At 26.9% G+C, this 21720-nt stretch carries 29 protein-coding genes; all 29 read right to left on the minus strand.

Annotation, left to right across the window (positions count from 1 at the left end):
• Positions 1 to 280 precede the first annotated feature (280 nt).
• A complete protein-coding gene (gene spo0A, locus ARA19_RS11250) occupies positions 281 to 1099 on the minus strand; it encodes a sporulation transcription factor Spo0A (RefSeq protein ID WP_055071063.1) in 819 nt (272 codons plus the stop codon).
• 164 nt (positions 1100 to 1263) lie between these two features.
• A complete protein-coding gene (spoIVB, locus tag ARA19_RS11255) occupies positions 1264 to 2370 on the minus strand; it encodes a SpoIVB peptidase (protein ID WP_055071064.1) in 1107 nt (368 codons plus the stop codon).
• A 182-nt stretch (positions 2371 to 2552) separates the two neighbouring features.
• Positions 2553 to 4262, minus strand: coding sequence for a DNA repair protein RecN (recN, locus tag ARA19_RS11260; protein ID WP_055071065.1), 1710 nt, complete (start codon positions 4260 to 4262; stop codon positions 2553 to 2555).
• A gap of 20 nt (positions 4263 to 4282) precedes the next feature.
• A complete protein-coding gene (locus tag ARA19_RS11265) occupies positions 4283 to 4732 on the minus strand; it encodes an arginine repressor (protein WP_055071066.1) in 450 nt (149 codons plus the stop codon).
• A 15-nt stretch (positions 4733 to 4747) separates the two neighbouring features.
• A complete protein-coding gene (locus ARA19_RS11270) occupies positions 4748 to 5575 on the minus strand; it encodes an NAD(+)/NADH kinase (RefSeq protein WP_055071067.1) in 828 nt (275 codons plus the stop codon).
• An 18-nt stretch (positions 5576 to 5593) separates the two neighbouring features.
• The gene (locus ARA19_RS11275; RefSeq protein WP_055071068.1) at positions 5594 to 6403 is read right to left on the minus strand and encodes a TlyA family RNA methyltransferase; all 810 of its coding nucleotides are present in this window, start codon (positions 6401 to 6403) and stop codon (positions 5594 to 5596) included.
• A 275-nt stretch (positions 6404 to 6678) separates the two neighbouring features.
• Positions 6679 to 8541 carry a 1-deoxy-D-xylulose-5-phosphate synthase gene (gene dxs / locus ARA19_RS11280; RefSeq protein WP_055071069.1) on the minus strand — a complete coding sequence of 621 codons (1863 nt, stop codon included), beginning with the start codon at positions 8539 to 8541 and terminating at the stop codon, positions 6679 to 6681.
• A gap of 20 nt (positions 8542 to 8561) precedes the next feature.
• Complete coding sequence (locus ARA19_RS11285; RefSeq protein ID WP_055071070.1) at positions 8562 to 9431, minus strand: polyprenyl synthetase family protein; 870 nt, start codon at positions 9429 to 9431, stop codon at positions 8562 to 8564.
• A complete protein-coding gene (locus tag ARA19_RS11290) occupies positions 9431 to 9649 on the minus strand; it encodes an exodeoxyribonuclease VII small subunit (protein ID WP_055071071.1) in 219 nt (72 codons plus the stop codon). Before ARA19_RS11290 ends, ARA19_RS11285 begins: the two co-directional genes overlap by 1 nt.
• A 13-nt stretch (positions 9650 to 9662) precedes the next feature.
• On the minus strand, positions 9663 to 10862 hold the full coding sequence (xseA, locus tag ARA19_RS11295; protein ID WP_055071072.1) for an exodeoxyribonuclease VII large subunit: 1200 nt from the start codon (positions 10860 to 10862) through the stop codon (positions 9663 to 9665).
• A 3-nt stretch (positions 10863 to 10865) separates the two neighbouring features.
• Positions 10866 to 11690 carry a tetrahydrofolate dehydrogenase/cyclohydrolase catalytic domain-containing protein gene (locus tag ARA19_RS11300; protein WP_055071073.1) on the minus strand — a complete coding sequence of 275 codons (825 nt, stop codon included), beginning with the start codon at positions 11688 to 11690 and terminating at the stop codon, positions 10866 to 10868.
• A gap of 22 nt (positions 11691 to 11712) precedes the next feature.
• Complete coding sequence (gene nusB / locus ARA19_RS11305; RefSeq protein WP_055071074.1) at positions 11713 to 12117, minus strand: transcription antitermination factor NusB; 405 nt, start codon at positions 12115 to 12117, stop codon at positions 11713 to 11715.
• Between the two features lie 108 nt (positions 12118 to 12225).
• Positions 12226 to 12615, minus strand: a complete 390-nt coding sequence (locus ARA19_RS11310) for an Asp23/Gls24 family envelope stress response protein (RefSeq protein ID WP_055071075.1) — start codon at positions 12613 to 12615, stop codon at positions 12226 to 12228.
• Between the two features lie 81 nt (positions 12616 to 12696).
• The gene (locus ARA19_RS11315; RefSeq protein WP_055071076.1) at positions 12697 to 13236 is read right to left on the minus strand and encodes a SpoIIIAH-like family protein; all 540 of its coding nucleotides are present in this window, start codon (positions 13234 to 13236) and stop codon (positions 12697 to 12699) included.
• A 20-nt stretch (positions 13237 to 13256) separates the two neighbouring features.
• Complete coding sequence (gene spoIIIAG / locus ARA19_RS11320; protein WP_055071077.1) at positions 13257 to 13865, minus strand: stage III sporulation protein AG; 609 nt, start codon at positions 13863 to 13865, stop codon at positions 13257 to 13259.
• Between the two features lie 11 nt (positions 13866 to 13876).
• Positions 13877 to 14428 carry a stage III sporulation protein AF gene (gene spoIIIAF / locus ARA19_RS11325; protein WP_055071078.1) on the minus strand — a complete coding sequence of 184 codons (552 nt, stop codon included), beginning with the start codon at positions 14426 to 14428 and terminating at the stop codon, positions 13877 to 13879.
• 2 nt (positions 14429 to 14430) lie between these two features.
• Entirely contained in the window at positions 14431 to 15645 is a 1215-nt protein-coding gene (spoIIIAE, locus tag ARA19_RS11330; RefSeq protein ID WP_055071079.1) for a stage III sporulation protein AE, read from the minus strand.
• 8 nt (positions 15646 to 15653) lie between these two features.
• Positions 15654 to 16037, minus strand: coding sequence for a stage III sporulation protein AD (gene spoIIIAD / locus ARA19_RS11335; protein ID WP_055071080.1), 384 nt, complete (start codon positions 16035 to 16037; stop codon positions 15654 to 15656).
• Positions 16038 to 16046: 9 nt separating this feature from the next.
• Positions 16047 to 16244 carry a stage III sporulation protein AC gene (gene spoIIIAC / locus ARA19_RS11340; protein ID WP_055071081.1) on the minus strand — a complete coding sequence of 66 codons (198 nt, stop codon included), beginning with the start codon at positions 16242 to 16244 and terminating at the stop codon, positions 16047 to 16049.
• Between the two features lie 18 nt (positions 16245 to 16262).
• On the minus strand, positions 16263 to 16781 hold the full coding sequence (gene spoIIIAB, locus ARA19_RS11345) for a stage III sporulation protein SpoIIIAB (protein WP_055071082.1): 519 nt from the start codon (positions 16779 to 16781) through the stop codon (positions 16263 to 16265).
• Between the two features lie 18 nt (positions 16782 to 16799).
• Positions 16800 to 17684, minus strand: a complete 885-nt coding sequence (gene spoIIIAA, locus ARA19_RS11350) for a stage III sporulation protein AA (RefSeq protein ID WP_084764472.1) — start codon at positions 17682 to 17684, stop codon at positions 16800 to 16802.
• Between the two features lie 119 nt (positions 17685 to 17803).
• Positions 17804 to 18166, minus strand: coding sequence for a hypothetical protein (locus ARA19_RS11355; RefSeq protein WP_055071084.1), 363 nt, complete (start codon positions 18164 to 18166; stop codon positions 17804 to 17806).
• 61 nt (positions 18167 to 18227) lie between these two features.
• Positions 18228 to 18785, minus strand: a complete 558-nt coding sequence (efp, locus tag ARA19_RS11360; RefSeq protein WP_055071085.1) for an elongation factor P — start codon at positions 18783 to 18785, stop codon at positions 18228 to 18230.
• Between the two features lie 358 nt (positions 18786 to 19143).
• Positions 19144 to 19518 carry a hypothetical protein gene (locus ARA19_RS11365; RefSeq protein ID WP_055071086.1) on the minus strand — a complete coding sequence of 125 codons (375 nt, stop codon included), beginning with the start codon at positions 19516 to 19518 and terminating at the stop codon, positions 19144 to 19146.
• Positions 19515 to 19964 (minus strand): hypothetical protein, encoded by a 450-nt coding sequence (locus ARA19_RS11370; RefSeq protein WP_055071087.1) that lies wholly within the window; start codon positions 19962 to 19964, stop codon positions 19515 to 19517. Before ARA19_RS11370 ends, ARA19_RS11365 begins: the two co-directional genes overlap by 4 nt.
• Positions 19921 to 20466: a hypothetical protein gene (locus tag ARA19_RS11375; RefSeq protein ID WP_055071088.1), complete on the minus strand. Its 546-nt coding sequence runs from the start codon at positions 20464 to 20466 to the stop codon at positions 19921 to 19923. The genes ARA19_RS11370 and ARA19_RS11375 overlap by 44 nt, the downstream gene beginning before the upstream one ends.
• Positions 20450 to 20881, minus strand: coding sequence for a hypothetical protein (locus ARA19_RS11380; RefSeq protein WP_055071089.1), 432 nt, complete (start codon positions 20879 to 20881; stop codon positions 20450 to 20452). The genes ARA19_RS11375 and ARA19_RS11380 overlap by 17 nt, the downstream gene beginning before the upstream one ends.
• Positions 20865 to 21326: a hypothetical protein gene (locus tag ARA19_RS11385; protein WP_055071090.1), complete on the minus strand. Its 462-nt coding sequence runs from the start codon at positions 21324 to 21326 to the stop codon at positions 20865 to 20867. The genes ARA19_RS11380 and ARA19_RS11385 overlap by 17 nt, the downstream gene beginning before the upstream one ends.
• Entirely contained in the window at positions 21326 to 21715 is a 390-nt protein-coding gene (locus tag ARA19_RS11390; RefSeq protein WP_055071091.1) for a hypothetical protein, read from the minus strand. Before ARA19_RS11390 ends, ARA19_RS11385 begins: the two co-directional genes overlap by 1 nt.
• Positions 21716 to 21720 lie beyond the last annotated feature (5 nt).

Genomic DNA, 21720 nt, shown 5'->3' on the forward strand with positions numbered 1-21720 from the left:
ATGCTTAGTCGTAGTTATCCAGAAGTGTGAGGCTGTTTATCTCCTACTTATGGAAGATAGGAGTATTATAGCCTCTAGCTATCAGGTAAAGTATATTAATTACAATTATAATATTATATAAATTATATCTCTACTTATCTTTTAAATTTTCCTTAATTCATAAAATTACTTATAACTTTATAAAATTTTATAAATTAAATTTCTTAATAAGCCTAATCTTATAAAAACAAAAAAACCTTCCTTACTCTTAAGAAGTAAAGAAGGTTGATATTTTTACTTATTAACTTACTTTATTTTTAAGTCTTAATTTATCAGCTACCATAGCTATAAATTCACTATTTGTTGGTTTACCTTTATCATTGTGGATTGTATAACCAAATAATTTATTAATAGCTTCTATTTGACCTCTGCCCCAAGCTACTTCTATTGCATGTCTTATTGCTCTTTCTACTCTTGAAGCAGTTGTATTATATTTCTTAGCTATTGATGGATATAATTCTTTAGTTATTGCTGATAAAAGTTCCATATCATTTACTACCATAGTGATAGCTTCTCTTAAATACATATAACCTTTTATATGAGCTGGAACTCCTATTTCATGAATTATATTTGTTATTTCAGCTTCTAAATCCATTGGTTTTTGTTTATTTTGAAGAACTGTGCTTTCAGGCATTTCTAAAAATGACATTGATCTTGATTGTTCTTCTGATGAAAGTGTATTATTAAACATTTGTCTTATTCTCTTTGTGAATATATCCATATCAAATGGTTTAACAACATAATAACTTGCTCCTAAAGTAATTGCTCTTTGAGTTATTTTATCTTGCCCAACTGCTGAAAGAACAATAACATTAGGTATTTTATCTAAAGATGAAGAATTTAGTTTTTCTAGAACTCCTAAACCATCTAAATGTGGCATTATAATATCTAAAATTACTAAATCTGGCTTCTTTTCTTCAATAAGCTCTAAAGCTTCTATTCCATTGTTAGCTATACCAACTACAACTATATCCCTTTGATTTAATAAATAATCATTTAATATGTTGCAAAATTCTTTGTTATCATCGGCTATTAATACTGAAATTTTTGAATTACTCATATTTCTCTCCCCTTAACCTATATACCTCTTTATTCCATTTATTTACATTATTTAAATTCGACAAAGAGCTTAAAATTCCTTTTAATTTTCAAAAATTTTATAAATTATATTGTTTTACTCTATATAGATATGTATATTATAACATATTTCTGATAAAAATTAACTTATTTTATTATATTTGTATCTTTCAACATCCATTCTATATATATTCCATAGCCTACGTCAGGTTTATTTATTAACACATGAGTTACTGCTCCAACTAACTTACCATTTTGGATAATTGGACTTCCACTCATACCTTGCACAATTCCACCTGTTCTTCTTAATAACTCTTCATCTGTTATTCTAATTACCATACTTTTAGCACTCTTAGTATTTTGATTTAATAATTTTTCTATTACTACATCATAATATTTAGGTCCATCTTCATCTATAGTTGTTATGATTTGAGCTGGCCCTAATTTTACTTCTCCTCTTCCAGCTACTTCATATAACTTACTTTCATCAGGTGCAAAACTTCTGCTATTTATATGACCAAATATACCACAATTAGTGTTTTTCTCAACTGTACCTAAACTTTCTTTTTCATTTATAAATAAACCTTTTAACTCACCTGGATTTCCAACCTTACCTTTTCTAACATTTACTACAGTAGAGTTTAATATATCTCCTTTGTCGACAGTAAGTATTTTTTCTGTTTCACTATCAGTAATAGGATGGCCTAAAGCCCCAAAGCTTCCTGTATTTTTATCATAAAATGTTAAAGTTCCTATACCTGCTGTGGAATCTCTTACCCATAATCCTATTTTCTTATTATTATTTTTATCATTTAAAATATTAATTGATTTAGTTAATTCTTTTCCATCTCTAAGTACAAGAACAGTTAAATTTTCATTACTTGAATTTATTATTTTTTTCAGTTCTTTTGAGCTATTTACTTCTTTTCCATTTATTTTTAGAATTACATCCCCTATTTCTATACCACAATTATCACTAGGACTTTTAGTAAAACTTCCTTCTGCTGTTTCTATATCAGAAAAAGCAACTGCTAAAACTCCTTTTGTTGAAATTTTTATTCCTACATTTTCTCCCCCTGCATATACCTTTATTTTACCATCTTTGTTTTTTAAATAATTTTCAGTTGCAATCGCATTTTCTATACTTTCGCTTTTTCCTAAGAAAAAATTATTTAAGAAAAATATAGAAGATAAAACCATAGACAAAATTATAAATTTTTTTATGAATTTTTTCTTGTTATTTATTCTTTTCATTTTATCTCCTCCTTTTCATTAATAATTTTCCCTTTTAAAAGCGTATTATCCTATAGTAACTCTGCTATTATATCCAACTAAATATTATTGATATAAATTTTCTCATTTAATATAAATTTTTATTTATAAATTATATAAACAAAAAAAATAGAACTTCTCAGTTCTATTTTTACCAACTTATTCTATTTTATGTGCTTTCTTATAGATTCTTTTTTATTTTTTGCAAGAGCAACCATTTCTCTAGCATTTAATAAAGTTCCTTCTGTTAATTCCACGCCACCTAACATCTTAGCTAGCTCTCTAATTTTTTCTTCTTCATTTATTTTTTTTACTTTAGATGATGTTTTTCCATCAATTACTTTTTTATAAACAAAATAATGATTATCTGACATACTCGCTATTTGAGGTAAATGACTTATACAAAACACTTGATGTTTTACAGAAAACTCATACATTTTTTCAGCTACACTTTGTGCTATCTGTCCACTTATTCCTGTATCTATTTCATCAAATATTACTGTAGGAATATTATCTTTATCTGTAAATACAATTTTTAAAGCTAGCATTATTCTAGATAGTTCTCCTCCAGAAACTATTTTTTCCATAGGTTTCATTGGTTGTCCTGGGTTTGTAGAAATTAGAAATTGAACACAATCTTTTCCGCGTTGATTGAAATTTTCTTCATAGGTTACATCTACTTTAAAATCACATTTATTAAGACCTATGTAAACTAATTCACTTTTTATTTTATCTTCTAAAATTTTTGCACCATCTACTCTTAATTCATGTATATTCTTAGCCTTTTCTTCCATTTTCTTTAGTAATTTTTCTTTCGCTTTCTTTAATTCCTCAATTATTCGTTCTGAATCAACCATTTCTTCCAATTGAGTTTCTAAAGATTTTTCATAGGCTAAAATCTCTTCTATAGTTTCTCCATACTTTCTCTTTAAGGCTGTTATCTCATAAATTCTCGAATTTATAGATTCTAATTCACTTTCATTATAAGATATATTTGAACATTCTGAATTTAAATCTCGTGCTATTTCTTGCAAATCATAAAAAATACTACTTATTTGACTATTTATTCTTTCTATATTTTTTGAATTTTTTTCAACTGCTCCTAAATCTCTATTTATATTACCAATATAATCAATAATAGAACTCCCTCCCATTATTGAACCATTTAAGGTATTATAGGAATTATTAAGAGCTAAACTTATTTTTTCTGCATTAGACATTATATTAAACTTTTCATTAAGTTCTTCATCTTCTCCTATAGAAAGTTTACTATCTTTTATTTCCTTAATTTGATATTCTAAATAGTCTATTAATTTCTCATTTTTTCCTTCTTTACTTAATTCATTTATTTTATTTTCAATTGTCTTAAGTTCTAAATAATCCTTTTTATATTCTTCTATTACTGAATCTAAAAATTCATTATAATAAGAATCTAAATAAATTATATGATTTTCTTTATTTAAAAGATTTTGATTATTATGCTGTCCATGAACATCTATTAGTTTATTAGTTACTTTTCTTAAGTTATTTAAAATTATAGATTTACCATTTATTTTACTTATATTCTTTCCATTTGAAAAACTTTCTCTTGATATTATTAAAATATCATCATATTCAATTTCTAATTCATCTAAAACCTCTTTTAAGGAAGTATTCTTATCCTCTAATAAGAAAACAGCTTCAACGAAAGTTTTTTCACTACCAATTCTTATTAAATCCTTATTAAATTTACTCCCTAAGACATAGTTTATAGAGTCGATTAGTATAGATTTTCCTGCTCCTGTTTCTCCAGATAAAATATTAAATCCCTCTTTAAAATCTAAGCTTAATTTTTCTATTAAAGCAAAATTTTCTATAGATATTTGTAAAAGCATTGCACACCTCCGACAAATACTTAGTTAATCATATCCTTTATTCTTTTAACTAACTCACAAGCTTTTTCTTCATCTCTTAATAATACAAATACAGTATTGTCTCCTGCAATTGATCCTGCTATTTCTCCTAAGCTTAAACTGTCAATAAGCTCAGCTGCTGCATTAGCTGATGCACTTAAAGTTTTAACAACAACCATATTATTTACATTTTCAACATCTATAACTGTACTTTTAAATATATTAGTTAATTTATTTACTACATCATTCTTTTCATCTTTTATTAAAGAATATCTATATCTACCAGTGACATCTTGAGTCTTTATTAATTTTAATGTTTTTATATCTCTAGATACAGTTGCTTGAGTTACATCAAAACCAGCTAATTTTAATTCCTCTGCTAAATCTTCTTGAGTTTCTATAGCCTTCTTATTTATTATTTCTATAATTTTTGCATGTCTATTAGATTTCATTTTATGCCTCCCAATTTATTTCCTATCAAGTATTTTTGTTTTTAATATTTTAAAATAACTCCCTTCTTTAAGAGTAATGATGTTAAATTGTTCTTTACATTGTTTAATTATTATACTATCACAATTATTTAATCTTACTGATTTTTGTCCATCAATAGTTAAATATGCTTCTTCTTTAATGCAAGGAATAATTTCAACTTCACTTTCTCCACTCACTATTAAGGGTTTTCCATTTAATCCATGAGAGCAAATAGGAACTATTAATATTAAATTAAGTCCTGGAGTTATTAATGGTCCTCCTGCAGATAAGGAATAGGCAGTAGAACCAACTGGTGTCGAAATTATTACTCCATCTCCCTTAAAAGATGAATATTCTTCTCCATCAATTAACACAGTATAATGTATCATTCTTGATAGTGTTCCTCTTGCAATTACAACATCATTTAAAGCCTTATTATCTATAAATTCTTTTTCATTTATACTTGTTTCTATCATCATTCTTTTTTCAACTTTATAATTTTTAGCTTTAATTGCTTTAAGTGCTAATTCTAAATCTTTAAACTCAACACTTGATATAAATCCAAGATTACCTATATTTACACCTAATATAGGACAATTTATATATCTAGAAAAATTCCTAGCTACTCCTAATATTGTTCCATCTCCACCTAATACTATTACTAAATCCAAAGTTTCCATGCACTCTACATTATAAGTATCTAAATGTCCCATTACAAAAAGTTCTTTTGGATTTAAATATTCCTTCACCTTATCTCTAACAATCTTTTCTATAACCCCAGTACTATCCTTACTTTTATTAATTATAATTCCTATCTTTTTCATTTAATCACTCTCTTTTTGTTATAGATTTTCATGTGATTTATTTACTATCTCTAATATTATATCATTACTAAAGTCTATTTTCTCATCTTTATCTTTTGATAAATAAATTAGATATTCTCTATTTCCTTCAGGGCCTTTTATAGGAGAATAATCTAAACCCTTTATTGCTAAGTTATTTTCCTTTGCAAAGTTTACTATTTTCTCTATAACTTCTATATGAGTTGAAGCTTCTCTTACAACACCCTTTTTACCAACTTTTTCTCTACCAGCTTCAAATTGTGGCTTTATAAGTGCCATAACTTCGCCTTTTTCATTTAATAGATTTAATACTGCTGGCATTACTGTTGTTAATGAAATAAATGAAACATCTATAGATGCAAAATCACATTTTTCCTTTACTTGTTCTTCTGTTACATATCTTACATTTGTTCTTTCTAAGCAAACTACTCTAGGATTAATTCTCAATTTCCAAGCAAATTGTCCATATCCAACGTCTATAGAATAAACCTTTTTTGCATTATTCTGAAGCATACAATCTGTAAATCCTCCAGTTGAAGCTCCTATATCCATACAATACTTGCCTTCTAAATTTATATTAAAAGATTTTATAGCTTTTTCTAACTTAAAGCCACCTCTACTTACATAGGGTTGTTTTTCTCCTTTAAACTCTATATGAGCTTCTCTATCAACCTTTTCTCCACCTTTGTCTATTCTTTTATCATCTACAAAAATTTCTCCAGCCATTATGCTTCTTTTAGCCTGTTCTCTTGATTCAAAAAAACCTTTTTCAACTAAAAGAACATCTAATCTTTCTTTTTTACTTGCCATACTTTTTCTCCTTAAATAGAACAAAATTCTATTGTTATTTTAATTATTTCTTGTTCACTTATAAATATACAGTTAATATCATTTATTTAACTAAAATATTATATAACATTTTTTTAATTATAAATATAATTTTTATTTAAATTTTAAAAATAAACAAGCCCTAAAATATAACTAATTAAAAACTTAAATTAAAAATTTCATAAGATTTTAAAGCAAGTTTTTATTAAATAGTAATTTTTAGGGCTAAGCTATGATATTTAAACATTAATTTATTATTATAATAAATTAATTATTATATCTTTAATACTTTCTGGATCTAAACCATTTTCTCTATATAGTATATCTACTTTTCCATGTTCTATAAATTTATCATTATAACCTAAATTTACAATAGTATTATTATATTTCTTTGAATTTAAATATGAAAGTACACTTTCACCAAATCCACCTTTTATAATACTATCCTCTATAGTAACTATTTTTAAATTTCTCTTTGCTAATTCATCTATAAGCTTTTCATCTATAGGCTTTATAAATGTAGCATTTATAAGTTCTAGTTCTATACCTTTTTCTTCTTTTATTTTTTCCCAAGCTAAAAGACCATGTTGAAGCATTTTACCATTAGCTATAATAGCTATCTTTTCACCCGATTTTATTCTTTCCCATTTTCCTAATTCTACTTCTTCAAGAGGTTTTAATTTTATATTGATATAATCTCCCCCTCTTGGATATCTTATAGCTACTGGAGCATTTTGCTCTAATGCCCATTTTAACATTGGTTTAACTTCTGACATAAGCTTAGGTGCCATTATTGTCATATTAGGAACAATACTTAAATAAGAAGTGTCAAATACACCTTGATGAGTTTCTCCATCTTCTCCAACTATTCCTGCTCTATCTATAGCAAAAACCACAGGTAGATTTTGTATGCAAACATCATGGACTACTTGGTCAAAAGCTCTTTGTAAAAAAGTTGAATAGACTGCAAATACAGGTTTTAAGCCTGCTTTGGCCATTCCCGCTGCCATTGTAGTTGCATGTTGTTCTGCAATTCCAACATCAAAAAATCTCTTTGGATATTGTCCTGCAAAATTCTTAAGTCCAGTTCCATCAGGCATAGCTGCTGTTATAGCTACTACTCTCTGATCTTCTTTTGCTATATCAATCATAGCTTTTCCAAAAGCATTAGAATAATTTTCAGAACCACTCTTTACAACTGCACCTGTTGAATAATCAAATGGTCCTACTCCATGAAATTTATTAGGATTTTTTTCTGCATAGTCATAACCTTTTCCTTTTCTAGTTATGGTATGTATAACTACTGGTCCATCATCTTCCTTGGCTATTTTTAAAACTTCATTTAACATTTTGATATCATGCCCATCTATAGGACCAAAATACTTAAGTCCCATATCTTCAAAAAGCATACTTGGCACCACTAATTGTTTGATGCCACCCTTTATTTTCCCTAATGATTGTGCTATATTTTTTCCAACATTGCTATTGTTTAATGTAGCATGAATATCTGCTTTAAGTTTTTTATATCCAGGGTCAACTCTAAGTTTATTTAAATGAACTGAAAGTCCTCCAACATTTTTTGAAATGGACATCTCATTGTCATTTAATATAATTATCATCTTTGTTTTATTATAACCTACATCATTTAAGGCTTCTAAAGCCATTCCTCCTGTTAAAGCACCATCTCCTATTACTGCAATTATATGTTCTTTTGTTCCTAGAATGTCTCTAGCCCTTGCCATACCTACAGCTGCTGAAATAGAAGTACTACTATGACCTGTATCAAAGAAATCATATTTACTTTCACAAGCCTTCGGAAATCCACTTATTCCACCATATTGTCTTAAAGTATCAAATTGATTTTTTCTTCCTGTTAACATCTTGTGGACATAACTTTGGTGACCTACATCCCAAATAATTTTATCCCTATCAAAATTAAAATTTTTAAATAAAGATAATGTAAGTTCTACAACTCCTAAATTTGAAGCTAGATGTCCACCTGTCTTAGATATATTATCTATTAAGAACTCTCTAATTTCCTGTGATAAAATTTCTAATTTATGGTTGTCTAAATTTCTAATTATGGATTGTCCTTTAGAATTATCTAATATCTCTAGCATATAATTATCAATCCTTTTTCCTAATTTTTTCTTACTAATAACATTGAAGTTAACATTTTTAGAGATTCTACATTTCCATCTATTCTATCCAACAACTTAATGCAATCACTTGTTAATTCACTACATAATTCTTTACATTTTTCTATACCATAAATTGACACATAATTACTTTTTAAATTTTCTTCATCACTTTTTGCTGGTTTTCCTAAAACCTCTGTGCTTTCTGTTACATCTAAAATATCATCTTTTATTTGAAATGCTAATCCTAGTTTCTCCCCAAAGTCTCCTAAGATTTTCAAGTCTTCTAAGCTAGCTTCTCCCATAATAGCTCCTGATAATATAGATGCTTTAATTAAAGCACCAGTTTTTTTAGAGTGCATGTAGTTTAATGTTTCTAAATCTATTGATTTACCCTCACTTATTATATCAACTACTTGCCCTCCAATCATACCATTAGCTCCAGCAGCTTCACTAATTATCTTTCCTGCTTTTATAGCCTTTTCACCTTTTTCTAAAGCAAAATTCATTAAGATTATCATGGCTTCATTTAAAAGCGCATCACCTGCTAATATAGCAATAGCCTCTCCAAATTTTATATGGTTAGTAGGCATTCCTCTTCTTAGTTCATCATTATCCATGGCTGGTAAGTCATCATGTATTAAAGAATAACTGTGAATCATTTCTATAGCCATTGCCATATCTAAAATCTCTAATGTATTTTCTTTGTAAATAGAATAGGTCAGTAAATTCAATATAGGTCTTATTCTCTTTCCTCCTACATTGATACTATAAGCCATTGCCTCATAAATAAGCTTATTGAAACTTCCCTTCTGATGAAAATAATCCTCAAGAGCTTTGTCTACCCTTTCTTTTAATACTTGTAGATTCATTACTCTTCTCCTCCAAAATTATGTTCTACTCCATTACTTACTATTTTAATTTTACCTTCCATAGAATTCAACTTTTTATACAACTTATTTAAAAGTTTAACTGCTTCTTCATAACTTTCTATAGATTTTTCTAATGATAACTCACCAGATTCCATTGATTCTATTATTTCTTCTAAATTTTTATATACTTCCTCATAGCTTTCTGCTTTTCTTGCCATATTATAAATACCTCTACTTTAAAATTTCAAAAGTTCCACTTACTTTTCCATCTGAAAGATTTAATTCTAATTCTGCTTTATCACTTAATTGTGAAAGCTTATTTATGATGTTCCCCTCATTGTCTTTAATAACAGAATATCCTCTATTTAATATGTTAAGTGGATTTAGATTAATTAAAATATTATTTTTATATTTTATTTTTTCTTTCTCTGAATCAATCTTAAAATTTATTAATCTATCTAAATGTTCCTTCATTCTTAAAAGATCCTCAGACTTATTAGTTATAATTTTCTTAGGATTATTAAGTTCAATTATCCTTTTATATTTTTCCAATTTAGAGAGTTCTGCTTCTATTATTCTATCCATATCTTTCTTTAGTATAAGCTTTATTTTATTAATATTTTCAACTTCATCTTCTAAACTTGCCACAGCAACTTCCCCAGCTGCTGTTGGTGTTGCTGCTCTTAAATCACTAGCAAAATCACATATGGTAAAATCAGTTTCATGACCTACACCAGATATTACTGGTATATTACTATTGTATATTTCATAAGCCAAGTCTCTACTATTAAAAGCCCAAAGTTCCTCTATGGAACCTCCACCTCTACCTATTATTATGGTATCAACAGATTTACTTTCATTAAAAAATCTTATTCCATCTATAAGGGTATTTTCAGCACCTTCTCCTTGTACTTTTGCTGGATATAAAACAATATCTACAGATTTATTCCTTCTCTTAATTACTCTTATTATATCTTTTATAGCTGCTCCTGTTGGTGAAGTTACAACCCCTATTCTACTAGGAAATTTATTTATCTTTCTTTTATAAGCTAAATCAAAAACACCTTCTTTTTCTAGCTCTTTTTTCATTGCTTCATACTTTTCAAACAATTCACCAATTCCAAACTTACTTATCTCTTTACAATAAAGCTGATAAGAACCATCTTTTACATAAACAGATAACCTCGCTTTTACAGTAACCTCCATACCATTTTCCATTAGAAAATTTAAATTTTCAGCATCATTTCTAAACATTATGCAATTTATTTTACTATCTTTATCTTTTAATGAAAAATATATATGACCACTTGAATGGAATTTTAAATTTGATATTTCTCCCTTTACAGATAAATTATTTAATATAAAGTCATTATCTAAACTTCTTTTTAAATAACTATTCACATCTGTAACAGTTAAAGTTTTTAGCTTCATAACTTATTTTAGTCCCTCACAAAAATTTTTAAATAATAACGTAGTAGTTAATGCCCCTACTCCTCCAGGTACTGGTGTTATTAATTTAACCTTATCAATAACATCCTCAAAGTCAACATCACCAGTTATTTTTCCATCTACTGGAGTTGTTCCAACATCTATGACAATTGAATTTTCACCTACATAAGAACTATCAATAAACTTAGGTCTTCCTATAGCAACAACTAGTATATCTGCTTTTTTAGTAAATTCTTTAATATCCTTAGTTTTTGAATGGCATATAGTTACTGTTGCATTTTCATTTAAAAACATTTGAGCAAGTGGTTTTCCAACTATATTACTTCTTCCAATTATAACAACATTTGAACCTTCTATTTTTACATTGTATTCTTTTAATAAAGTTATTACGCTATAAGGAGTACATGGAACAAAACTCTTTTTACCCTTGTAAAACTTTCCAACACTAGCATCACTAAGACAATCTAAATCCTTAGATGGATCTATTAAATTAGTAATTTCTTCTTCATCTAAATGTTTAGGTAACGGTAATAAAAGCATTATTCCCTCTACCTCTTCATTTTCATTTAATGAAATTATTAATTCTTTTAACTCCTCTTTAGATGTATCTTCTTTTAATCTTATTTTTTCAAATTCAATCTTTAAATTCTTTGCTAATTTTTCTTGAAAATCTTGATAGTATATTGAACCTCCATCATTTCCAACAAGTATTGAACTTATTCTTTTATTATTAACTTTATTGCTAATATCATTCTTTATTTGTTCTTTTAATTTTGATGCTATTTCTTTTCCATTAATTATTTGTCCCATAAACTCTCCTCCCTTCTAAATATTATAAATTTTTATATATTTTATCTAAAACTCCATTTATGAATGATATAGATTTTTCTTCTGAAAACTTTTTACAAAGTTCTATAGCTTCATTTATTGAAACCTTAGCTGGAATATCTTCTTTATGCATCATTTCATAAACTGCTACCTTTAAAATGGCTAAATTAACTTTTGCTATTCTGTTTATTTTCCAATTTACTAATTGTGCACTTATTTTTTCTTCTATTATTTCTTTATTTTCAGCAATTCCAATTAGAGATGTTTTTATGTATTCTAAGTCTAAATTGTTTTTTGATATTTCTTCATCTTCCATGAACATATCAAAAACATCTTGTGCACTGTCTCCTGTAATTCCCATTTGATAAACTAATTGTAGTAGATATTCTCTTGATTTTTTTCTGTTCATATTGTCCTCCTAAGTTTTAAACTTATTTTTATACTGTTTTATTTATATATATAAAATCTATTTTTGTCAACAATGAAACACCCTCTGCTTTTTTTCAGAGGGTGATAATTATTTATTGTCTATTTCATTGTTTTCTTCTTCTTTCAAAACAATTATGTTCTGTACCAAAACATTTACAGTTCTTACTTTCAATCCTGTAATTGCTTCAACTGTCCTCTTAACGTTATCTTGCACTTGAGATACTATGTCAGGTATTTTTACACCGTATTGGACTGTTATTGCTATGTCTATTATAGCTTCTTCATCTTCCATGCTTACCTTAACAGACTTTCCTAAATGCTTTTTACCCTTTAACTTTTGAGTTAATCCTTTTGCCATACTTTCTTGATCAAAGATTCCATCAACCTCTGATGCAGCTATTGCGGCTATAACACTTATTACTTCATCAGAAATTTTTACTATCCCTAAATTAGCATTGTCTTTATTTAACTCATCCATAAGTGAACCCTCCTATCAGTTTCAATAAAAACTGTTAATTATAGGTTCATTATAACAAATATATTATTACAATACAATTAATTATTTAGCTAGTTCTATTTGAACATCATATATTTGTGAAACATTCTTTACCATATCTTGAATTTCTATAGTTTCTTTTTCTGTTAGCTTTCCATCTTCCTTAACAACTACTCTTGCACTATCATCTTGAATGAAGCATACTGCCTCAGCAAAGCCCTTACTTTTTATATTTAACTCAATTCTACTTTCATTGCTCGAATTAGTAGTTTTCTTAGTTAACTCCTCTGTAGCTTTTGACTTTTGCTCCTTTGATGTATTTTCATCAGCTATTATTGCTCTAAGAGTTTGAACTGCTTTTTGATCTTCTTGTTCCTTTGTACTCTTTAGCTCATAAAAATAATCATTTGAAGTTTCTTCACTTTTCTTGTTCTCTGTATTTCCTTTATCTTGATTCTTATCAGTTTCTTTCACTGCTGCTGTATATTGTCCATTTTCAACCAATTGAGTATTTACTCTATGAGCTAAAAGCCCAACACAAATTATTCCAACTAATAATGTTAATAATATCCCTGCTTGTTTTGGTTTTATACCATTATTCATAACTTAAACCCCTCCTAAAATTAATTCATATCCATAGGTAATACACTTACTTTTTCTAAACTTATGTCATATAAGCTAGCTACTGCTTTTGTTATTTCATATTTTATTTTTTGTTCTCTAGCTCCTTCTGCAACAATCATAACTCCTACTACTTTAGGTTTTTCTGTTTTCAAAATTAGAGGTTCATCACCTTTGCTTCCTGAAGTAACAACTACTTTTTCTCCTCCTGTTTCTTGCTTTGTAAATTTCTTTCCCCCTGAATTATCAGATTCTTCTACATTATTTGTTTGTGTATTCTTATCTACTGCTGGTATTTTCTCTTCACTTCCATCAAAGGTTAGCTTAGCAGTTACCTTACCAACACCATTTATTTTTCCTAAGATTTCTTCAAGTTCTTTTGTTTGAACTCTTTCATACTCTTCCTTTGTTATTTCCTCTCCCTGTGCATCAACAACTGTTGCTTGATTATTAGGATTGGTATTCTTATTGTTAGATATATTATTTACATTAATAAAATATGACAATGAAAAATATATAAGAAGCAATACTAAAAGTGCAATTATTAATGGTGCTACTTTCTTATTCTTCATTATTTTTTCAAGAAACTTATTTAATGAATTTTTATCCATCTCTACACCCCTTATTTTTCTATAACATTTATTAAATCTTCATTTACTTTTAATTCATTACTGAGACTTTTCTTTATCTCATTACTAAATGCAGTTTCTTTTATTTCTATTTTTTCATTTGGATTAACTATTATAGGTTCAAAGGTTCCTTTATTTCTAGATATAACCGTAACTGATTTTATAGTAGTTTCATAGTTCTTAAAATCTATTTCTCCATCCATTTCTACTTTAAAATCTTTATCTTCATATTTCTCTCTTAAGAATTTTTCACAATTATTTTTTAAACTATATAAAACATACTCACTACTTCTCTCACTCTTATAACTTTCCTTTCCTTCCGTAGACCTTTCCATTTCCTCTAATGCCATTTTTACCTGCTCTCCTATATTTTCACTTGAGGTTAAAACTTTTATAATAGGAGTTAATATAACAGCTAACACTATAAGTCCTAAAACAAAACTTTGATACTTCTTAAAACTATTATCTGGAAATATGAGTTCTACTGCTGATATAAAAACTATTATTGTAGTGAGAGTTATAATAAAACTATTTAAGTTCTCCATCTTTAACCTCCAACTATAAACTTCCCTGCTGATGCCATTATGGCTATGACTATAAAGAATATTACACTAACACTTAAAACAGCTGAAAATAGCATTGTCATAGAATCACCAACAGAGCTTATAGAATTAACCATTCGTTTATCTGCTACAGGCTCTACTAAAGCAGCTACTATTCTATAGGAAAATATCATAACTATTAACTTTATAAGTGGATATACTAATATTCCTATAACTACAATTAACCCCACTGAGCTTATAGCACTTTTAAGTAATAAAGAATATCCTGCAATAGTACTAATAGCATCTGAAAAAGCTTTACCTACTATGGGTATAAAATTATCTATAGCAAATTTTGCAGTTTTTAAGGTCACTGCATCTATAGTACTTGAAGTTATCCCTCTTATGGCTATAAGAGCCACAAATATTGTTAGAACTCCTCCTTGAAGCCACATAGCAATTTGCTTTATAAGTTTACATAACTTGTCTATCTTATAAGTTTCAGAAATGTTATTAACAAATTGAAGAACAAAATAACCAAGAATTAAAGGAAAAATTACATACATATAGATCTGAGGTGTTAAAGATACAAGCATAAGTACTATAGGATCTAATGTTAATGCTGTTACAGCCCCTCCAGCTGTTCCTATTAAGAAGACTAATACTGGCATCATTACAGCCATAAAATCCATTAAATTTTGCAAAACATCCTTAGCAATTCCTAAAGCCACTAAGAAACTACTTGTGAGCAACATCATCATAACAGAGTAACAAGCAAAAAAAGCTACATTAGATAAACTATTGTTTTTAAAAGCATCCTGTAGATTTTTCATAAGTGCTCCTATTATAGCTATTATTAAAACAGACATTAGAAGTTTTATTGTTACATTAATTTCTCTCAAACTATAGTTTATTAAAGTTTTCACTACAGCCCCAAAACTTATAGTTCCTTCTCCATTAGCTAAGAAATTTTGCACATATTCTTTAACTGAAATATCTCCAATTAATTCACTGTCTAAATTTAATCCATTTACATAGTTATAAAATTCTTCTATAGTACTATTATTTTCAATATCTTCTTTAGCCTTATTAAGTTCCTCTGATTGTTCTTCCACTTGTTTATTATTTTGTCTTTCTTTCTCATTTGCTTCTACCCTAGAAGCATTAAAATTAAGAATTAAAAAAGAAATTAAAATTAAGTTTATTATTTTTTTAAACATGGTTACACCTACATTATTTTTAAAATTGAATTTAATACAGCCATAAGTATTGGAATGGCTAATATTAATATCATTATTTTTCCTGAAAACTCAACCTTTGCTGCCAAACTACCAGCTCCGGCATCTTTACATAATTCTGAACAAAAAGATGCTAAATATGATATACCAAGTATTTTTAAAACTATTTCTATATAAGCTATGTCAACCCCTGAATCAGTTGCTATTTCTCTTACAAATCCTAAAACTTCACTTATTTTAGGAACCATAAATATAAAAATCATTATCCCTGCAACAATTAAAATATTAACTGCAAAAGATTGCTTATGTTCTTTTAAAAACATATAGAAAAATAAAACTACTAAGGCAAAAGCTACAATCTTTAATATATCCATAATAAACACCTATAACATAAACATTGTTTTCACTGAATTGAATAAATTACTTATTAAAACTACAACCATAGTTAAAATTATTACTATTCCTGTTAAATTTAATATTGTTGCTATTTCATTCTTTCCACTTGCTGTAAGAACCTTATCTAATATAAGCAATATTATTCCAATCCCACCTATTTTAAATATTAAGCTTAAATCTACCATTTCTCTCCTCCCAAATTTCTACACCAAAAATATTACTAACATAACTCCAAAACCAATGCCTAAAGCTCTATATATTTTAGTATTTTTATTACAGTCCTTATGTGCCTCTTCTATTACTCTATTCATTTTTTCTTTTGCAAACCTAAAAATCTGTTCTTGTCCATAAATATCTGTTTCTCCAAGAGATTTAGATAAATCTAATAAAATAGTAAAGTCATCATCCTTTAAGCTGAAATTTTCCCTTTCTTTACTAATTATTGATTGAAAAGTATCATACACACTTCTACTTGTCCCCTTAGTAAGTTCTTCTCCAACAGATATAAATAATTTATTCAATGGGTCCTTTGCTCTTTGTCCCATTTCTATAATTGTTTCTGGAAGACTACTATAGTTATAAATAATTTCATTTTCTATATCTATTAGTATTCTTTTTAATTCTGTTAACTCTAAAAATCTTCTTTTGTAACCTTCTCCATATATATATCCTATTAGTGAACATATTATTACTATTAGACCTAATATCAATGTTTTTAACATCTTTATACCCCTTTTACTCTATAGAGTAATTATTGATTCAACAGTTCCAATTCCATCTTTATTACTTAAAACAATAATTTTTTTTATCATTTTATTGTCTAATATATCTTTAAAGACAGGGCGCTTATAAATATCCTCTACCTCATTTCCATGGATTGTTACTATAACATTAACTCCAGAATTATATGCCATTATTAATGCTTCTATATCCTTATTAGTTCCTATTTCATCACACACTACTACCTCTGGTGCCATAGTTCTTATAGCCATTATTATTCCTTGGCTTTTTATACAATTGTCATAAATATCGGTTCTTATTCCTACATTCATCTGAGGAATTCCTCTATAGCAAGAAGCTATTTCACTTCTTTCATCTATTACAGTAGTTCTTTTCCCTTCAAATTTAAGAGGTGCATATCCATTGGAAATATTTCTTGTTATGTCTCTCAATAATGTTGTTTTTCCACACTTAGGGGGAGAAATTATTATAGTGTTGTTAATTCTATTTCCATCTATTATTTCTTTCATAAGCTTATTTGAACAACCTATAACTTCTCTTGCTACCCTTATATTTATAGAACCTATATGTTTTATAGTTTTTACTGCTCCATTTTCAATTACACACTGCCCTGAAATTCCAATTCTATGTCCCCCCTCTATAGTTATATATCCTTGTTTTATTTCTTCCTCAAATGCATAAATGGAGTAATTACTCACTCTCTGTATAATACTTTTCATATCTTCTGCTGTAACTCTGTAATTCTTTATTATCTCTTTATTATTTTTAAGTACAATTATGGGCTTTCCTATAGCAATTCTTATTTCTTCTATAGATTTAAAATCCCTATCAGATTTCACTTCATCAATTATAGGTTTGGATAAAAATCTAATTATTCTATCCAAAATATCCCTCCTTTCTTACTACAATAATTAATATTACTTTACATAAGAAAATATTACTTAAATAAAAAAATTCCCTAAAAAGAGAATAAAAAAAAACCCATGGCTTTTAAGCCACAGGTTTAAAGTTGTATTTCTTTTGTACAATATGGACATGATAAACTTTCTTTATTATCTAAAGCTGATTTTTCAACATATAAAGGATTATTGCAGTTTGAACATTTGATTTCAACATATTCATCTTCATACTCTTCAAGCTCTTCAAAAGTTACTTCCTCAAATAACTCTTCTTGAACCTCTGATAAATCATCATTTATTAAAGAAAGATCTTCTGTAACTGATTCAACATTTACTTGAATCGCTTCTACTTCATCAAATAATTCATTAACTACTTCTAATAATTTCTTATTGAAGGGATTATTTAATTCTTTATTACTTTCTAGAATTTCTTTCAAATTCTTTAGATTTTTTCGTACATTATCCACTCTATACACTTCCTTATAATAAATATGCTAAGTCCGTAAAGAACTTAGCACAAAATTTATTTTAAACTCTTTCCATGTATTCGCCAGTTCTAGTGTCTATTCTTATAGTAGCACCTTCTTCAACGAACATAGGAACGTTAACAACTGCTCCAGTTTCAACAGTTGCAGGTTTTAATGCGTTTGTAGCAGTATTTCCTTTAACTCCTGGGTCACATTGAGTTATTAATAATTCAACAAAGTTTGGAGCTTCTACTGAGAATGCTTCACCTTTGAAGAATTTGATTATTGCTGTCATATTTTCTTTTAAGAACTTAATTGCCCCTTCAACTTTTTCGTAGTTTAATGGGATTTGTTCGTAAGTTTCGTTATCCATGAAGTAGTATAACTCTCCATCTGAGTAAAGGTATTGCATTTCTTTTCTTTCGATAACTGCTTCTTGTAATTTTTCAGTTGGGTTGAATGTTCTATCTATAGCTCCACCTGAAATAACGTTTCTTAATTTAGTTCTTACGAAAGCTGCACCTTTTCCTGGTTTAACATGTAAGAAATCTAATACTGTGAAAACTTGTCCATCTAATTCAAAAGTTGTTCCTTTTCTTATATCACTTGCTGATATCATTGAGTATCCCTCCAAAATCTATTAATTCCTTTATAGTATAACCCCATCTAATATAAATAATTCAAAAACTTTTATATATCTGACATATTTACTATAAATGTATTCGCTTTACTGTCTGCTTACATAAATGTAACAACCATTATTTTATCAAATGCTACATATAAATGCAATTATTTTCAGTAAATTTATATTATCTACGAATTAGTTAACATATATATTTATAATTGACAACTTAGCATTTTTAACTAATAATTTTCCAAATTAAATAGTTAGTTAAAAATACTAAGTCTTTTTTGCTTCTCTGCTAAAATTACTTTCTTAAGAATAGATATACCCTTTATTTAAATTAAATATTACCTTATGTTAAGTTCAGTGTCCCTACTATTTTCTCTATATCTCCACTTATCTTGTAATCTTCTATAGTTATTTCCTTTTTTGATAAAATATTTAAGTATTCCTTTAAGTCTTCATAATTTCCCTCAAAGCTCACAGTAGCTTTATAAGTCTTATTATTTTTATTTATACTTTCTATTTTAATATTCTTATGTTCTATTATTCCCTTAAACTCTTTTAATGACATACTTTTATCTTCTTTTTCCTTTATTACTTCTTTCTTCTCTTTTAAAGCCATTTTTTCATTTTCTTTTTTTAATAAAGAATTATAAGTAATTGCTTCATAAAAAAGAAGCATTAATAGAGCTATAAGTAATATATAAATCTTTTCACCTTTCACACGATTTCTCCTCTCACTTGGATATAACTTTCATCATTATTATAATTAATATTTGTAATATTAAATTTATCTAAATTTGATAATTCTAAAATAAACCAGTCACTATAAATACCATCAATTTTAAATGATAAATTATTTCCTTGAAAATCTAGATCATAAACTCTACTTTCTTTCAATATATTTTCTAAAAATTTTATCTTTTCTAAAGTAATTTCATTATTATTTATTTCTATATTTTCTGTTACTTTTTCAATATCTGTTTTTTCATCTAAGCTTTTTATTCTCTTTTTATTCATAGCATTTATATTTAATAGCATTATATTCACCATTAAAATTAAAATAATCATTATTTTTGCAAACTTTATTCTCTTACGATTAAAATTTTCAACATATTCATTACTATTAAAGTTTTTGTTTTTCTTTAAAAATATTTTTATCCCCTCCACTCAATATATAACTTAACTTTTCTTTCTTGTGACTATATATTAAAAAAGCATCTTTCTTACTCTCTATAATATTTATATTTTCCTTAACGTTTTTCTTTATGTCTTCTATAAGACCAATATAGTAATTATATAAATTTTTCTCCCTGCAACCAGCTGCATAAATAAGCTTTCCTTTCAAGTAAAATTTAAATATATAATCATTATTTTCTTCAACCAAGTCTAGATAAATATTATTACTAAACAAACTAATTAAATTTTTAGGGAAAGGCATTTTTATTTCTTTAGTTTTTATGGGCTCTCTACTATTTTTATTTATATAATATACAACTAAATATTTTTTCCTTTGAAATTTTATAATTTCATAATGTGTAAGACCATTAAAATCTCTAAAAGCATCTTCTAAAACATCTTTCATATTCTTTCTCTTTACTTTATCTAAAGATATTATCTTTATAAAAATATTTTCATTTAATTGACTTTTTTCTTTATACCTCTTTAACACGGCTTGTTCTCCTTTCAAAAAATATAGTTCCATTTTCTCTAAGAAGTCCTTTATAATATACTTCTGTTTTCTTATTAGTGTTTTTATTTATAACCATCAAAAGAAATAAAGCACTTTTATCATTAAATTTCATTTCATAGACTTTTGATGAAGTTTCTAAGAAATAACTTTCATTTACAACAGATTTAAAATCTAATTCTTCTTTTGATAACTTTTCATTTATTATTTTTTCAAATTCCTTTACTACATCATAATAAGCATAGTTCTTTTTATAGTTATTTAACTTATCTCCTCTTTTTAAGATACTACTTTCTCTAAGTGTTGAAATATATAACGAAGTTACTATAGATAATATTAAGGTTAACCATAAAACCAATGAAATTGTTACAAAGCCTTTTTTATTTTTTGTAAACAAGATTCTCCATTTCACCTTCCTCAAATTCAATTGTTATATATATTAAATTTTCCTTTTCTTCTACTTCAAAACTTTTTGCATACTCAATTAAAGTTTTTTCTTCACCAACATAAAATAAACTTCCATCTAGATTGTATTTATAAGGCCTTTTATAAATAATTTTATCTTTTATAGAAAATCTATCTCTTAATATTAATTTATCTTCTTTATAATAAATATCTATAGTTGTGTGAAAAACTTCTATGTCTATTATTTCTCTACTTCTTAAAGCCCCGTCAAAATGCAAATCAAAATTGACTAAAGCTATTTTCTTATTTTTATTTTTCAATTCTTCTTTATAGACTTTATTTATAAAAAGACTTAAATTCATAACAAAAATTATTAAAAATGATACTAAGGATAAATATAGCAAAAGTTCCATTAACAAATATCCTTTTCTTTTCATTAAATCCCTCTGTATTTTATAAATCCAACTTCATCTTTACAATTATTAAATTGCAAGTCGCATTCTATATATCTATCTTCTTTATTTATAATCAGCCTACTAGAACTCCCTATATTTTCCTTACTTATACATTGGATTATATTTTTATTTTTAACTTCTTCTTTTTCAGTGATATTTATATAATATTCTCCATTTTCAAATTTACTTAAGCTATGATAATCACTATTATTTTCTAACTCTTGTACAATAAAATAAATCAACTCATTATGCTCTTTTCTTTTCCTTAAATTTATATAGCCTTGAAACATAGAAAATATCACCAGTGTAAATATTGATATTATAGCCGAACCTACAGCTATATCTATTAATAAATATGCTTTTTTCTTCATATTTT

Origin of the sequence: Clostridium massiliamazoniense, from assembly GCF_001403635.1 — a bacterium.
Taxonomy (GTDB): Bacteria; Bacillota; Clostridia; order Clostridiales; family Clostridiaceae; genus Sarcina; species Sarcina massiliamazoniense.

Bases quoted from the DNA above. Each gene is read 5' to 3' on its own strand.
- ARA19_RS11285 (WP_055071070.1), bottom strand. From the start codon at position 9,431: ATGAATCTACAAGTATTAAAAGAAAGGGTAGACAAAGCTCTTGAGGAT.
- spoIIIAE (WP_055071079.1), bottom strand. From the start codon at position 15,645: ATGTTTAAAAAAATAATAAACTTAATTTTAATTTCTTTTTTAATTCTT.
- ARA19_RS11290 (WP_055071071.1), bottom strand. From the start codon at position 9,649: ATGGCAAGAAAAGCAGAAAGCTATGAGGAAGTATATAAAAATTTAGAA.
- xseA (WP_055071072.1), bottom strand. From the start codon at position 10,862: ATGAAGCTAAAAACTTTAACTGTTACAGATGTGAATAGTTATTTAAAA.
- ARA19_RS11300 (WP_055071073.1), bottom strand. From the start codon at position 11,690: ATGGGACAAATAATTAATGGAAAAGAAATAGCATCAAAATTAAAAGAA.
- ARA19_RS11390 (WP_055071091.1), bottom strand. From the start codon at position 21,715: ATGAAGAAAAAAGCATATTTATTAATAGATATAGCTGTAGGTTCGGCT.
- spoIIIAG (WP_055071077.1), bottom strand. From the start codon at position 13,865: ATGGATAAAAATTCATTAAATAAGTTTCTTGAAAAAATAATGAAGAAT.
- ARA19_RS11275 (WP_055071068.1), bottom strand. From the start codon at position 6,403: ATGGCAAGTAAAAAAGAAAGATTAGATGTTCTTTTAGTTGAAAAAGGT.
- spoIIIAD (WP_055071080.1), bottom strand. From the start codon at position 16,037: ATGGATATATTAAAGATTGTAGCTTTTGCCTTAGTAGTTTTATTTTTC.
- spo0A (WP_055071063.1), bottom strand. From the start codon at position 1,099: ATGAGTAATTCAAAAATTTCAGTATTAATAGCCGATGATAACAAAGAA.
- dxs (WP_055071069.1), bottom strand. From the start codon at position 8,541: ATGCTAGAGATATTAGATAATTCTAAAGGACAATCCATAATTAGAAAT.
- spoIIIAF (WP_055071078.1), bottom strand. From the start codon at position 14,428: ATGGAGAACTTAAATAGTTTTATTATAACTCTCACTACAATAATAGTT.
- spoIIIAC (WP_055071081.1), bottom strand. From the start codon at position 16,244: ATGGTAGATTTAAGCTTAATATTTAAAATAGGTGGGATTGGAATAATA.
- ARA19_RS11315 (WP_055071076.1), bottom strand. From the start codon at position 13,236: ATGAATAATGGTATAAAACCAAAACAAGCAGGGATATTATTAACATTA.
- recN (WP_055071065.1), bottom strand. From the start codon at position 4,262: ATGCTTTTACAAATATCTATAGAAAATTTTGCTTTAATAGAAAAATTA.
- nusB (WP_055071074.1), bottom strand. From the start codon at position 12,117: ATGAACAGAAAAAAATCAAGAGAATATCTACTACAATTAGTTTATCAA.
- spoIVB (WP_055071064.1), bottom strand. From the start codon at position 2,370: ATGAAAAGAATAAATAACAAGAAAAAATTCATAAAAAAATTTATAATT.
- ARA19_RS11385 (WP_055071090.1), bottom strand. From the start codon at position 21,326: ATGAAAAGAAAAGGATATTTGTTAATGGAACTTTTGCTATATTTATCC.
- ARA19_RS11270 (WP_055071067.1), bottom strand. From the start codon at position 5,575: ATGAAAAAGATAGGAATTATAATTAATAAAAGTAAGGATAGTACTGGG.
- ARA19_RS11265 (WP_055071066.1), bottom strand. From the start codon at position 4,732: ATGAAATCTAATAGACATGCAAAAATTATAGAAATAATAAATAAGAAG.
- spoIIIAB (WP_055071082.1), bottom strand. From the start codon at position 16,781: ATGTTAAAAACATTGATATTAGGTCTAATAGTAATAATATGTTCACTA.
- efp (WP_055071085.1), bottom strand. From the start codon at position 18,785: ATGATATCAGCAAGTGATATAAGAAAAGGAACAACTTTTGAATTAGAT.
- ARA19_RS11310 (WP_055071075.1), bottom strand. From the start codon at position 12,615: ATGGATGAGTTAAATAAAGACAATGCTAATTTAGGGATAGTAAAAATT.